Annotated in this window: 14 protein-coding genes; all 14 read left to right on the top strand. The window is 35.3% G+C overall.

The window, feature by feature from the left end:
* The first annotated feature begins 2 nt into the window (after positions 1-2).
* Entirely contained in the window at positions 3-674 is a 672-nt protein-coding gene (locus H515_RS0104000; protein WP_025875727.1) for a hypothetical protein, read from the top strand.
* 126 nt (positions 675-800) lie between these two features.
* The gene (locus H515_RS0103995) at positions 801-1769 is read left to right on the top strand and encodes an acyltransferase family protein (RefSeq protein ID WP_028901614.1); all 969 of its coding nucleotides are present in this window, start codon (positions 801-803) and stop codon (positions 1767-1769) included.
* Positions 1770-1988: 219 nt separating this feature from the next.
* The gene (locus tag H515_RS12940) at positions 1989-3281 is read left to right on the top strand and encodes an MBOAT family O-acyltransferase (RefSeq protein ID WP_161625396.1); all 1293 of its coding nucleotides are present in this window, start codon (positions 1989-1991) and stop codon (positions 3279-3281) included.
* Positions 3282-3287: 6 nt separating this feature from the next.
* Entirely contained in the window at positions 3288-4184 is an 897-nt protein-coding gene (locus H515_RS0103985) for a hypothetical protein (protein ID WP_025875733.1), read from the top strand.
* A 303-nt stretch (positions 4185-4487) separates the two neighbouring features.
* Positions 4488-6020 carry an MATE family efflux transporter gene (locus tag H515_RS0103975; RefSeq protein ID WP_036890656.1) on the top strand — a complete coding sequence of 511 codons (1533 nt, stop codon included), beginning with the start codon at positions 4488-4490 and terminating at the stop codon, positions 6018-6020.
* Positions 6017-7159: a Coenzyme F420 hydrogenase/dehydrogenase, beta subunit C-terminal domain gene (locus H515_RS12935; protein WP_025875737.1), complete on the top strand. Its 1143-nt coding sequence runs from the start codon at positions 6017-6019 to the stop codon at positions 7157-7159. Before H515_RS0103975 ends, H515_RS12935 begins: the two co-directional genes overlap by 4 nt.
* On the top strand, positions 7156-8274 hold the full coding sequence (locus H515_RS12930; RefSeq protein ID WP_025875739.1) for a polysaccharide pyruvyl transferase family protein: 1119 nt from the start codon (positions 7156-7158) through the stop codon (positions 8272-8274). The genes H515_RS12935 and H515_RS12930 overlap by 4 nt, the downstream gene beginning before the upstream one ends.
* Before the next feature lie 34 nt (positions 8275-8308).
* Positions 8309-9433 carry an acyltransferase gene (locus H515_RS0103960; RefSeq protein ID WP_028901612.1) on the top strand — a complete coding sequence of 375 codons (1125 nt, stop codon included), beginning with the start codon at positions 8309-8311 and terminating at the stop codon, positions 9431-9433.
* Between the two features lie 55 nt (positions 9434-9488).
* Complete coding sequence (locus H515_RS0103955) at positions 9489-9734, top strand: hypothetical protein (RefSeq protein WP_154653635.1); 246 nt, start codon at positions 9489-9491, stop codon at positions 9732-9734.
* 14 nt (positions 9735-9748) lie between these two features.
* Positions 9749-10411, top strand: a complete 663-nt coding sequence (locus H515_RS0103950) for a DUF1919 domain-containing protein (RefSeq protein WP_025875747.1) — start codon at positions 9749-9751, stop codon at positions 10409-10411.
* A complete protein-coding gene (locus H515_RS0103945; RefSeq protein WP_025875749.1) occupies positions 10395-11342 on the top strand; it encodes a glycosyltransferase family 2 protein in 948 nt (315 codons plus the stop codon). The genes H515_RS0103950 and H515_RS0103945 overlap by 17 nt, the downstream gene beginning before the upstream one ends.
* Positions 11342-12328, top strand: coding sequence for a glycosyltransferase family 2 protein (locus H515_RS13715; protein ID WP_025875751.1), 987 nt, complete (start codon positions 11342-11344; stop codon positions 12326-12328). Before H515_RS0103945 ends, H515_RS13715 begins: the two co-directional genes overlap by 1 nt.
* Complete coding sequence (locus H515_RS0103935) at positions 12310-13338, top strand: acyltransferase family protein (RefSeq protein ID WP_025875753.1); 1029 nt, start codon at positions 12310-12312, stop codon at positions 13336-13338. The genes H515_RS13715 and H515_RS0103935 overlap by 19 nt, the downstream gene beginning before the upstream one ends.
* The gene (locus H515_RS0103930) at positions 13335-14507 is read left to right on the top strand and encodes an EpsG family protein (protein WP_025875755.1); all 1173 of its coding nucleotides are present in this window, start codon (positions 13335-13337) and stop codon (positions 14505-14507) included. The genes H515_RS0103935 and H515_RS0103930 overlap by 4 nt, the downstream gene beginning before the upstream one ends.
* Position 14508 lies beyond the last annotated feature (1 nt).

Raw genomic sequence — 14508 nt, 5'->3', positions numbered from 1 at the left:
AAATGATATCTATTGATACTTTACAAAACTCAATCTACCAAAAGTCTTATTTTACGCAGCATTCCGGTCGAATAGTAAAATCGGAGACACAAGTAGAGACTGGAAAATTGAAAGAATGTGAGTTTTGTTTTCACGGAACAATAACAGAAGTCAGTAAGGAACTTCTCAAAAACTGTAAGGACATTTTTTGCAAGGTTTCGAAGGATCTTAGTTTCTCTTGTGAATGTGATGGTATCTTTTTGTTGGAAAAAGATGGGACAAATTATATATTATTTGTTGAACTTAAATCTAACTTTAACAAAAGAGCGATCATGCAAATAGCCATATCAGATATAAGATACAAACTGCTTTGCTGCGGAATAGACGGTTTTGATATAAATGATTATCAGGAAATAGGTCTTATAATTAGCTATCCTCCCACTTCAAGTGTGACAGATAATAGCAGTTATAAATTGGCAAAAAAAGAAATGGTGATGGAGCTTTATAAACGCTCACTCTATGCACTAAACGAAAAATTGATAAAAGACAAACAAGTGATGTTGAATGACTGTACATTTCAGTGGAAGCCATGGAATGTGGCACAACGGATAAAGCCCATTAACCTTGTTGTCAGGCATATTGAAGTTCCGAAAGGCAGGAGTTCTTGTTCCATAGATTTAGATTCCGTGCTTTAGTAAAAGAACAGTAATTAATATGTGGCACCGATCGTGGAGAAAGTGCTGCGAATAATTATGAATTTTGAATTACACATCGCTCCGTGTTTTATCGCAGAAAACTTTTAATACAGAAACATATAGATAATGAGCAAGCAGCGAATCATCTATTTTGATCTTGCTAAATTTTTGGCGATTACTTTAGTGTGCGTTGGGCATGCGTATTATTTTGGCGATGAAATGCAGAGCAAGGTTCGTCCTATCATTTATTCTTTCCACATGTCATTGTTCATGACGATGTGTGGTTTCTTTTCTCATAGCTCATTTTTGTTGCCATTCAAACACTTTCTGATAAAAAAGTGTAAACAACTACTTGTACCGTCTGTAGTAGACTCTTTGCTTTTGGCAGCGATAGCGTATGCTAATGGGGGGGGGTATATGTGCGAACTTTATGGAGGCGTATGGTTTCTAAAATGCCTGTTTGCCTGCTATATAGTGGTGTATATAAGTAAAAAAGTGATTCGCAATGATGTCACGGCTTGTGCAATATCTTCTGTAGCAATGCTAGCAATCCCATACGGTGGAAGCCTGATGATAAACTATTATCTTCTGTTCTTTTGGACCGGATATTTCTTGCGAAAACATTATCAATGTTACGATAAACACACAAAGCTAATAACGTTCTTGTCACTCATTGTGTTTACTCTTTTAATCTTACTTGGAAAAGGGCGCGCTGTGGATAAAGTAACATTGCAAGCCATTACATCAATGCCGACCTATATCATTACGGAATATATCGTAGGGCTTGCTGGTTCAATGCTATGTTTAGGTATATGCAAAACTGTATGTTCTATTGCTTCACCATCAAAAATGATAGATGAGTTGTCGAATATAGGAAAATACACGTTGGGCATCTATGTCGTTCAGATTTTCGTGCTTGAACGTTTAGCTGTTGCTATTCCGTTTTTTCAGGTTTCTGAAATAGGAGTTCTTGAAGATTTGGTCATACTGCCTATTATTGGCATAGTTTTCACCTTTATCTCCTACTATATAGTAAGATTTACATCAAGAAGCCAATGGGTAAATAATATGTTTTATGGTGGGCAATATGCATAAAAGATAAATGGTTATAAGGGAAAATATACCAATCAGCATTAATATTAATATAAGGGACTAAGTTAATAATAACAAGAAATGCTTATCAATTCTATCATTTTTTGGCTCTTTTTCATTATAGTATTGTTGCCATATTTCACCTTACTTAATAGCGGAAGAAAACAAAATGTATTACTTCTGTTGGCTTCCTATATTTTTTATGGATGGGCTGATTGGAGAATGGCTATACTGTTATTCATCGTTACTGCAATATTCTATTATCTTGGAAATGCGATAGCCCACTCTATACACGAAAGATCAAAGTATGCATCAAAATTAACAGCCTTTGGAGTTATTTTAGGAGTAGTTTTGCTGCTTTACTTTAAATATCTTAATTTCTTCATAGAAGGCTTTGCCAATCTATTTTCGTTGATTGGGTTACAAACGAATTATAGTACTTTCAAGATTGTTTTGCCCTTTGGTATAAGTTTCTTTACTTTTAAGTTAATTAGCTATCTCGTTGAGATACGCAGGGGAAATATAAGCACTGCAACCGATTTTATAACTTTCGCGACCTATATCGCATTTTTCCCCACGATTATGTCTGGGCCCATTGATCGTCCCAATACCTTCATTCCACAATTGTATCATCGACGTTTGATCAATTTCGGCCATGTGTCAGAAGGATTAAAGCGGGTACTTTGGGGTATGTTTACCAAATTATGTATTGCTGACGTTCTTGTTTCTTACACAGATGCAGTATTTAACAATTTATCAGAACATAACATATCTTCTATCCTGTTCGCGACAGTTCTATATTCGTTTCAGATCTATGCAGATTTTAATGGTTATTCGAACATGGCAATAGGAGTTGCTCAAATAATGGGAATCAAGGTTTCCGAAAACTTTAATCGACCATATTTTGCGGATTCTGTAACCGATTTTTGGCGAAAATGGCATATAACCTTATCTTCGTGGATACGAGATTATATTTATATTCCATTGGGTGGAAACCGGAAGGGAAAAATCAGAATGTATATTAACCAAATGGTAGCTATGACTCTGTGTGGTATGTGGCATGGCGCCGCACTCAACTTTATGGTATGGGGATTTCTGCATGGGATAGCCTTGTGTGCTCATAAGCTTTGGTCGCAATCGATTCTAAAGCACAGTCGCAAATACCATCCTGAAGGATTAAGGAGAGCAGTGTCTATCATTCTAACGTTTATTATAGTAAGCCTTGCTTGGCAACTCTTTCGTATAAACTCTTTGTTGGATTACAGTATTATTTTTTCGCAAATGGAAAAAGGGTTTGGAAATATTGCGCTTATTGATCCTCGAGTTTTTACGGTGGGCTTAGTTTCAACGGCAATAATGATATTGAAAGATTCGTTGAATGAATTTTGTCATCATAGATATTTTATGAGTTCTAATTGCACAGTAGTCAGACTTATGACTGTTATTTTCCTCATTTCGTATATTATTTTATTTGGAGCATTAGAAGGAAAATCTTTTATTTATTTTCAGTTTTAAATAAAAATGAAAACTTTTTTATACAAGGCTTTTATAATTCTGGTATCTATTGTTATAATTGATGTTGTAGTAGGCTATGTAAGTAGATACACTTTAGCACAACTGCCCCCAAGCAATGCTAATGTTCCTCATACTGTAAATTCGCTTATGAAAGAGAAGACCGACATTCTAATCTTAGGAGCAAGTAAGGCAAAACATGGCATAGATCCAAAAATGCTCAATAAACATTTTCAAATGGACTGTTATAACGCGGGGGAAGACGGGATGGATATGTTTTTTTATAACTTAATCTTACAAGGAATGCTCTCTCGTTCTACGCCGAAGATGGTTATTGTAGATATGGCTCCACTTTCTTTAAACAACACCCCAAGTGTTCCCAAATATTTATATGGATTGTCACTAACGGTAGACAAATATGCAAAACAAATAAATACATGGCTAGAGAATCTAAAATTAAAATCTAATTTATATAGATACAATAACTTTTTCCCATTATTAATAAGCACCCTAAGAGGCCAAAATAGTGGAAAAGACGGATATACTCCTTTAGATGGTGAATACACAAGGGCCGTGTTGGTTCCATCAGACAAGTTGGATGTAAATACAATAGAACAGCAAAGTTTAGACGAGCTTGTAAGGACGTGTAAGACAAAACACATAGAATTATACATGTATATCTCTCCATGTCATTATCATAACAACAAATTGTTTAATGCTTATCTAAAAAAATATTGTAAAGAGAATGATGTGCATTTTCGAGATATGTCCGAAGATGAGAATTATTTGACAACAAAGTATTATAAAGATAGGGACCATTTAAATAGAATTGGCGCAGAAAGGTTCACCCAAGATATCATACGTGATATCAAAGCTTGTAGACAGGACTGGGAACGTTTTTTATGACAGAACTTTGTGTTATACTAAATATTGTAAGTAAAAAAGTTATTTTTACTAAAGATTTAGATTTGATATTTGATTATTTTCAAAAAAATGATTATTTCAATATATTATGAATATGAGTAAATTAGATTTGATAAAAAATCATCATAGAAGTTGTGGTGGTTGTGGCAAAAATCACTGGTGCAGAATCTGAAAATTTGATAAAGCAGATTATTGAGAACGACAAAAGCTTAGCAACTCTTAGAGAGCCTACGCTATGACAGATCAATATATAAATCAGAAAATTAAGTAATTAATAAGTATAAAATGTATCATCACCGACCGACAGGGAATAGGGCTATTGCAAAAAATGCAATGATGCTATACTTACGGATGTTTGTAAGTATGGTAATTGGCTTTTACACTTCACGAGTAGTGCTGAAAGCTCTTGGTGTTTCTGATTATGGAGTATACAATATAGTCGGTGGGTTTGTGGTTTTAGTGAATATGGTAAGCACGGCTCTTAATGGTGCTACATCCAGATTTCTTACCTATAGTTTAGGACAGGGCGTTTTCAAAGAATTACAAAAAACTTTTTCTACTGCTGTTTTTATTCACATAGTTTTATCATTATTATTTTTAGTATTAGCAGAGACAATAGGTCTGTGGTTCGTGAATTATCAGTTGGTGATCCCTCTTGAGAGATTAACTGCAGCCAATTGGGTTTATCAAGCTGCCGTAATCTCGACAATTTTAGGTATACTTCAGGTTCCTTATAATTCGCTGATTATTTCACATGAGCGATTTGGTGTTTTTGCAGCCATCGACATTTTAACATCATGTTTGAAATTGCTCATAGCCATTATTGTGTTATATTCTTCATACGACCATTTGATCCTCTATAGTCTTCTTTACGCATTCATAACGGTTGCTGTTATTATATTCTATCGTTTTTATTCAACCCATTATTTTCAAGAGAGTAAACTTATATTCCAAATAGATTGGTCCATATTCCGTGAGATGATAAGATTTTCTGGATGGACTCTATTTGGCAGTACTTCTTTGACATTGTCACAGCAAGGAACAAATATAATATTTAATAATTTCTACGGTACAATTATAAATGCTGCGGTTGGAGTGGCTAATCAGGTTCAATCCATTCTCTATTCATTTATAGGAAACATATCAGCAGCATTTAATCCACAGATTATAAAGGAATACGCACAACAAAATTATGAGCGTGTAGATTTTCTCATTAATTTGGGCGCAAAATTTTCATCATTGATGATATTGTTGGTTTCTGTACCAGTGATTTGCGAAATGGAAACATTAATGGGCTGGTGGCTCGTTGAGATACCAGAAGGAGCTGTTGCTATTTGTCAGATAGCATTGATATCAAATTTTTTTAATAGTTTTACTCCTTTGGTATATACTGCAATAACTGCGAGCGGATATGTTCGCTATGTAAATGTAGCCAATGGTATATTATTTTTACTTCGCTTACCAATTGCCTATTTTTTGCTGTTATACTTTCATTCTTATACATTAGTTTTGATAGTTTGTTTGTACATACCAATAGCTTCTGGTATAATCAATTTAATCAATCTGAATCAATGTATGCCGACGCTTTCAATTAGGCGTTTTATCTGTAAAACCTATCTCCCAATTACTCTTATAGGTTTTTTTTCTTTAATGATAGGATTAATGATTATGAATCAAATTGTTAGTCCTACATTTCGCTTTATCAGTGTCTTTATTTTTCCCGCATGTTTTGTTTTTTTAGCTGCTTACACTTTTATCCTAAACGAGGGAGAGAGAAATACTATCAAACATTTAATTGAGGTTATTATACACAAATGAAGAACGTATCTGATGTAAAAGATTGTTTTGGCTGTGGGGTATGTGCAACAGCTTGTCCCAAGACCACAATATCCATCAAATTAAATAAAAACGGATTTTACGAGCCTCAGGTTGATGAAAGCCGATGTATTGATTGTGCAATATGTCGAAATGTATGCAGTTTTATCAATCCTGGATTAAGTCTGGAGAATACGGAAACCGCAAGTTATGCTTCGTGGAGCAATGATGACAATATAAGACAGCAGGCCTCCTCCGGCGGGGTAGGTTTCGAAATCGGGAGATATTTAATAGGTAAGGGATATAAAGCATGTGGCGTTAGATATAACGTAGAAAATCGACGTGCAGAGCATTATATAGCTGACAATATCGAAGATTACAAGGCATCGATAGGCTCTAAATATATTCAAAGTTATACTTTTGAAGCCTTCAAGACTATAAATCTGAAAGAGAAGCATGTGATTACCGGAACACCCTGCCAGATAGATTCTTTTCGACGTTACGTTAGAAAGTTCAGAAAAGAAGACAATTTTGTATTGGTGGACTTCTTCTGTCATGGTGTCCCGTCCATGTGGATGTGGTATAACTATCTACACATTAACCAACCTAAAGTGGATGGTTTACGCTCGGTTACCTGGCGAAACAAACGGACCGGTTGGCATGATTCATGGGCAATGAACTTGCAAGGAAAGACCAAGGAAGTTTATAGTTTAATGTCGAAGGGCGATTTATTCTACCTTCTCTTTTTAGGCGATTGGTGTATGAATCCGGCCTGTGTGAAAGATTGCAAGTTCAAGTATAGGGCTTCGTCAGCAGATATTCGGATAGGAGATTTGTGGGGAAATACCTATAAAGATGATGAAAAAGGCGTCAGTGCAGCCATAGCCTTTACGGAAAAAGGTAAACAAATTTTAAGGGAATTGGAGCGTTGCACTTTGAGGTCACATCCTTTTGAAGTTGTTGCAGAGGGGCAAATGAAGCAGAATGTAGGAAACGCATTATTATATCCTGTCATAAGAGTATTATTGAATCGAAGCCAGAAACATTCCCAGAAAACGTGGGATATGCTTACAAAAGTTCAGTTTTATTTGAGCATTCCATCAATATTGAAGTATAAAATAAAACAAAAACAGGGAAAGTGAAAATAGGAATCATTACCATGCATCGAGTACTCAATTTCGGTTCTGCCTTACAAGCGTATGCACTTCAGCAGGCCTTATTGAAATTGGGTTATGACAATGAGATTATAGACTATGTCTTTCCTCATGAAACAGATGTCCCTCTTTTGATGAGGGCAAACCTCTTTCTTAGAAAGAAAATATATGAAATGAGGACCAGAGCTTTTTTCGCAAAAAAGAAAGAAAGCTATTTCAAAGCATTTCGCAAACAGTTCTTGGCGTTATCTGACAAGACATACACCAGAGAATCTATTCTGTCGGATTCTCCTGTATACGATCTCTATATGACAGGAAGCGACCAAGTTTGGAATCCTCTATGGATGAAAGACGATACTAATTTTTTACTTTCCTTTGTGAGAAACGAGAAGAAAATATCCTATGCGTCAAGTTTTGCGGTAGATGCAATTCCGGAGGAGAGCAAACCTATCTATAAAAAATACTTACAACAATATAAACATATAACAGTACGGGAAAACTCCGGAGAAAAGATAGTCAAGGAATTGCTTGACGGACGAAAGGCTCCTGTTGTCTGTGATCCAACGCTTTTGCTGGATCAGGAAGACTATATCAAAATAGCAAAGAAACCTCGACTTGATATTCATGATCCATATCTTTTAGTTTACATCTTGGATTACATGTTCAATCCGTTTCCTGAAGTGAACAATATTGTAAGGAATGTTGCTGAAACCTTAGGATTACCGGTTGTTTATATTGGTGGTAAATATACAGTCTATGATTCCCATTGTCTGTCCATAGAACATATTGGACCATGCGAGTTTATTTGGCTGTTTCAGCATGCCAAGTTCGTGATAACAACGTCTTTTCATGGAACGGCATTTGCAACTGTATTTGAGAAGCCGTTGTTAGCCGTTGTCAAGACGGATAATGATAAGGATGGACGGCTCACAACCCTAATGAAGAAAGTTGGTAATGAAAAAGCCATAACATCTTTCACAAGTCATGTAAACTATGATAGAAGAAAATTATACCAGTTTAAAGCTAACACATTGAAGTATAAAAAACATAAAATGATGTCGTTGCGGCAATTGGATGTTATGGTAGAGCAGGTTTCTAATTAAAAAATTGGATTGAAATTTAAATGCAACAAGTTACATGGACACGTACAATTTACAGAAGCGTTTAATCAATTTCGATTTGCTTAGAGTAGCTGCAATGTTTGGAATTGTGGTATTACATTGCTTTACTCATGGTTTGTATAAACATTTTGAGATTTACTCGGGGGGGGCAATGTGGTGGTCTTTGTCTACGTATAATTTCATTATGTCAGAAATTGTATATGAGATATGCCATATTGCAGTGAATTGTTATGTTATGATAACAGGCTATTTTATGATAACAAAACCTTTTAAGCTGAACAGGTTAACTGTATTATGGGTTGAGGTGTTGTTTTATGCTGTGGGTTTGTATGTGGTCTTATGTTGTATGGGCTTACAAGCTTTCCAAATAAAAGAGCTGATAAACGCAGTATTTCCTATCACTTTTAAGGAATATTGGTTTATGACCAATTATATGGGTTTGCTCATTTTTGTTCCAGTCTTGAATGTCTTTGTTCATCATGTTAGTAAAAGCAAGTATTTGTTGACATTAATAGGATTGGGAGGAATAAGCTTAACTTTATTAGTGAAGTTCCCTTTAGGTGACACTTTTGGTGGAAGTTATGGATTATTGTGGTTTATTTTTTTATATTTGGTTGCTGGTTATGTTAGACTATATGCAAAAAGTTTGAATCAATATGGCAGAAAAGCCATTGTCGCTGCGGTTATTACTTTTACATATCATGCCTTGATGGCTATACTTATCTCTGTATTTCATGGTACGAGTATTACACCTTTTGGTTTTAGCTATAATGGTTTTTTGTTTTTTTTCTCGCTCTATGTCTTTCTTTGGGTCAGAGGTTTAACCATAAAAGAAAATGTTTTGACAAGATGCCTCGTTAAGATAGCTCCATATACACTTGCAGTCTATCTGATAAGTGATAATGTGATGGTGAGGAAAATATTATGGGAGAAGATATTCGTATGGCAAGGAATGCTTAATGACAGTATGTTTATATTCAAAATGTTAACGAGCTGCTTTATAATTTTCACAATATGTATATGTATCGATTGGTTAAGAAAAAAAATATTTGAGATTTCAGGAATAAATTACACCATACGTTTAATATCTGAAAAGATAGAGCGCGTGTTAAAACGTGCCGCTATTACATTTGATTCATAATAATATTAAGAATTTAAATATACGTGCACTTCTGAATGGTTCTGTAAGGTGATGTATGAGTTTGCCACGCATCGTTTACCATTACGAGAAGCCATTGTTAGCCGTTGTCAAGAAAGCTAATGATAAGGATGGCCAGATCACAGCCCTACTGAAGAATGTTGGGAATGAAAAAGCCATAACGTCATATAACAGTTCTAATACCTATCGAGAAAGCGAATTATACCAGCTTAGGGCAGATAGCGAAAAGTATAAAGAATATAAACGGAAATCTTTGGCGCAGCTAAGGACAATGGTAAACTAAGTTCATATAGAAGAATGGCAAATATAAACGGACATATTCATGGGTTGTGCCATCGGTTGGTGAAGTATCCTCGACTATGGTATCATAAACATAAATCGAGAAGACTTGTCAATCAAAATGTTTCTCTTTTTTGTAATAACTGTACGGGTGGAGTAATATTGCATGATTTAAGTCTGCGATTCAATTCGCCTACGATTAATCTCAATATTCAACCAAAGGACTTTATAAAATTTGTCAGAAATCTGAAAGATTATATGCGTTGCGAGTTGGAGGAAATTCATGATGCATCAGTAGATTTTCCTGTGGGGCGTCTTTCCTTGCCAAAGGATGGAGGTGACGTTTATATTAAATTCGTACACTACAGTTCTTTTAAATGTGCTAAGGAGAAATGGGAAGAGCGTAAAAATAGAATCGACTGGGACAATATTTTTGTTTTGTTAGAAGGACCATCTTTTACTCCTGAACTACTGGATATGTGTGCAGAGGTAGAATATCCACTTTCTGTGATGGGCCCTGAAAACCCAGAAATAGAAGCCACCTATCCTTTTTACCATGGATTTAAGTGGTACAACAACTGGCATTCCGGCAAATCTTTGGATTATAAGCACATCTTTAGTTTGAAACGTTATTTGGATGATTTTGATTATATCAGTTTTTTGAATGGAAATAAAAGTTAGCATCGTCATACCAGTATATAAGGTAGAAAAATACATAGAGCGTTGTTTGCGGTCGGTATTCAATCAAACTTATGTGAATATAGAATGTATTATCGTTAATGATTGTACACCTGACGGGAGTTTTGTCAAAGCAAAAAAGTTGATAGAGACTTATGAGGGAAATGTAGATTTTAAACTTCTTGAGCATCGTCAAAATGAGGGACTCTCCCAGGCAAGAAATACTGGAATAAACAACAGTACAGGCGATTATATATATTTTTTGGATAGTGACGACAGGATAACGGAGAACTGTATAGCAAAACTTGTAAAAACGGCAAAGGAGAACAATTTGCCGGAGATTGTTATGGGAGTCACCAAGGAAGTGGATAATTTGGGGAATCAAGTTTCCGTGAGTGCTGCTCAGACAAAAAGTTTTATGACCAACACTGATGTGTTTCAAGGTTATATCAATAATGAGTGGTATGTTATTGGATGCAACAAATTAATTAAAAAAACTATATTTGATGTGCACCACACTTATTTTACTCCCGGGATTTATCATGAAGACGTGATGTGGAGTTTTGAGATTTCTACATACGTTAGTTCTTTGGTTTTATGTCCACATATTACTTATCTATATTATATAGGTGATACAAATTCTATCAGTCGATCGACATGGGGGACAAAACGAGTGAGCGACAGTATAACGATACTTGAAAAGAAGGCTGCTTATCTGGATAAAGTATCCAATAAGTATTTGCTAATGAGACATATAAAGGATGAATGTTATAATATGGTATATTCTCTTTTCAGAAATCATTATTCGTACCGTGATATCAAACAATATATGAAGCGTATCAATGTGTTGATGAATATGTCTGGTATACCAACAATAAAAAGTGATGTACCTTTTTACAGAAGGGTTATATATAATCTTTATAAATTCTTATAATGAATCAAGAAGTTCTTTTGTCTATTCTTATTCCTGTCTACAATGCCGAAAAGTTCCTGAGACGATGCTTGGATAGTATTGTTGGTCAATCTTTTTTTAGAGAAGATGTTGAGATAGTCGTCATCAATGATGGGTCGAAAGATAACTCTTTACGTATTATTCAATCGTATAATGAAAGATTTCACAACATAAGATACTATTCGCGGGAAAATAAAGGAATTGGCCTTACTCGGAACGAACTGATAGCTAATGCTCATGGCACTTATTTTTGGTTTGTGGATGCAGATGATTTTGTAGCCGATAATTCCTTAGAGCTCTTGCTCCAGCTATTGAAAAAAGATGAATATGACATGCTGATGATGGGCTATTACTGGGGAACGGAAACCAGTGGCAGAATCATTCCATGCATAGGAGATTTCAACTCTGGGTTGGACATGACAGCCCACGACGTGTATAACAACTCTTTATGGACACGTGTGTACAGAACAAGTATTATACGAGAGCATGATATAAGGTTTAATAGTTATCAAATGGGCGAGGACTTTGATGTGATTTTCAAATTAATTCCATACATTGGAAAGTGCAAATGCATCAATCAGCCTCTTTACAATTATATCGCCAACCCTCATTCGGCTGTATCTGAATCTTCTAGAAAGCATATATATAGATCCTCCGACGACTCATTGCTTTGTTTAGAAGATAACTTTACGTGGCTCAGACAGTTCAACCCTGATGTCCAAAGAGTTTTGAAGAAACCTCTTATATTTTTCCTTATGGGCTATTTGTTTTCAATATATGTAGTTCCTTTTACGCTGAGATATAAGTTGGATGTGATGACGAAATTGGAAGCTATGGGGGCTTTCCCCATTCATCCATTGCCTGTGAATAAAAGGCATCGTATTTTTTCCCGAATTGTCAACATTAAATTTTTCAGGATTATGTCAATTTATATTGATGTGTTTGTATTATGGTTGAAAAAGAGATAGCTGTAAAGACAAAAGTCAGACAGAGCAATATCGAACTACTGCGTATCATAGCCATGTTCTTCGTTCTTATAGGGCATGCAAATGGTGTCGTTATGGGAATGGTGTCGCCGGTTGAGATAGAAACTGCTACGCTGTCTTCTTTTATCAGGATTCTCTTTATGAGTATTGCTATAGGGGGAGTAAATATATTTGTGCTTATCTCCGGTTGGTTTGGAGTCCGGGCGAATTATAGAGGACTGGCTAAGCTCCTTTTTCAATTTTTCTTCTTGTTATGGGGTATATACATAGTTGCCGTTCTTTGTGGAGAAACGACTTTTGATTCTCAAGGAATACGAATAAGCATGGGGCTTACACAAGAGTATTGGTTTGTGATGGGATATTTGGGACTTTACATTTTATCACCGGTTCTAAATGCTTTTGTGGAAAAAGTAAATAAACGACTGTTCCAAATGTTCTTAATAACATTTTATATTTATCAATGTTATTATTGCTGGATTACCGGAGTTGTCAATTACTTTGGCGGCTATAGCATTATATTCTTTTGTGGCCTATATCTCACAGCACGATATTTCAGACTTTATCCGTCGGGTCGGTTAAACCGATTGAGCCTTTATGTCTATATTGCAATTACCTGTTTTATAAGTATAATAGTGGTGCTATCAGTATGGAAATTCGGGAATGCCATGAAAATGCTACGTTATGATAATCCATTGATTATTTTATCAAGCATGGCATTATTATTGTTTTTCTGTAAATTCAGGTTTCAAAGTCCGGTTGTTAATTGGCTGGCGGCAAGTAGCTTTGCGGTTTATATAGTTCATTTCAATCCATACGTTTTTAAATTCTTTAAAAGAGGTGTTCTCTATTTCACATCTACATTGGATGGAGGCTTACTTGTACTTGGTATCTTTCTGTTCCTGTCTGCCGTATATCTGTTTTGTGTATTTATAGACCAAATCAGGATTGGGATGTGGAATCTTTTGCAACATAACATCTATCAACAAAAATGATCATCTATTTCTTAATGTTCGCTATAGCCTTTTTATGGTATTATTCTTCATTATCAAGACCAGAACTGGCTAAAAGTCCTCTCTTATTGGCTGCCTATTTCGCCTATTTGGCTGTTTTTATAGGTATGGGAGATATGATAGGAGGGTATGATCGGTATATTTACGGTGCGTTGTTTGACAGTATATCCGACTCAGTAAGTTATAAACAAGATGTCAATAAGTTACTTTATTTCATCCGTGGAAAGGAGTATGCCTACTTTGCCTGGGAAGTGTTAGTTGCTCATGTTACGTCTAACCGATATGTGTTTATTCTGCTGGGAACTTGCCTGATGTATGGATTGTATTATAGGGCGTTCCGAAAGTATATGGATAATTATCCGATGGCGTGCATTGTTTTCCTTGGCTTATTTGTATTTTTTTCCATAACTTACATGAGACAGACCATAGCTTGTGGTATAGCTTGGCAAGCCGTAAAGTATATATGGGAACGGAAACCTATACCGTTTTTTGCTTTGGTGATATTGGCCGCAGGGTTTCACAATTCGGCTCTTGTACTTGCTCCGATGTACTTTGTACCTATTATAAAATATTCACCAAGTATAGTAATTTATTTCCTCGTATTCTGTTTATTATTAGGAATATCTCCATTTGCTTCTTGGGCAATATCTCTTGCAGGTGATGCAACAGGAACAGAATCCAGAACAGCATTATATACCAATGACAAGATGTCCGGTTTTCAAATTTGGTATGTGATAGAAGCAATCGTGTTTATTGGAATACTTTTTAAGAACTATCATAAAATACCCAAGACACCTAAAGATTTGACGTTTCTTAATATGTTCATTGTCTTTTGTGGTATTTTGGTAGCTTTTGCCCGTTTTGGACAGGGCGGACGTTTTGGCTGGTTTTATTTTATAGGTCTAATATATACTTTAAGCGCCCTTTCAACAAGGATACATAGTTATAAGTGGATGAAAACTTTTGTTATATTTTTATGTTTTGTTTTATTTACTCGTGTTTTAAGATCATGGGCGTTTAATTTGACGCCATATAAAACCTTTTTGACAAATGGTTACCCATCAGGAGTTTATGAAATCTATGAAGAAAATGAGTATGATGTGAACTACACTAATGACAAATTGTATCGTAAAGTAATAGATATTAAATAAT

The sequence above is a fragment of the Prevotella corporis DSM 18810 = JCM 8529 genome (assembly GCF_000430525.1).
Lineage (GTDB): Bacteria > Bacteroidota > Bacteroidia > Bacteroidales > Bacteroidaceae > Prevotella > Prevotella corporis.
The sequence above is the reverse complement of the archived record's forward strand: the minus strand, read 5'-3'. Positions and strand labels throughout refer to the sequence as shown.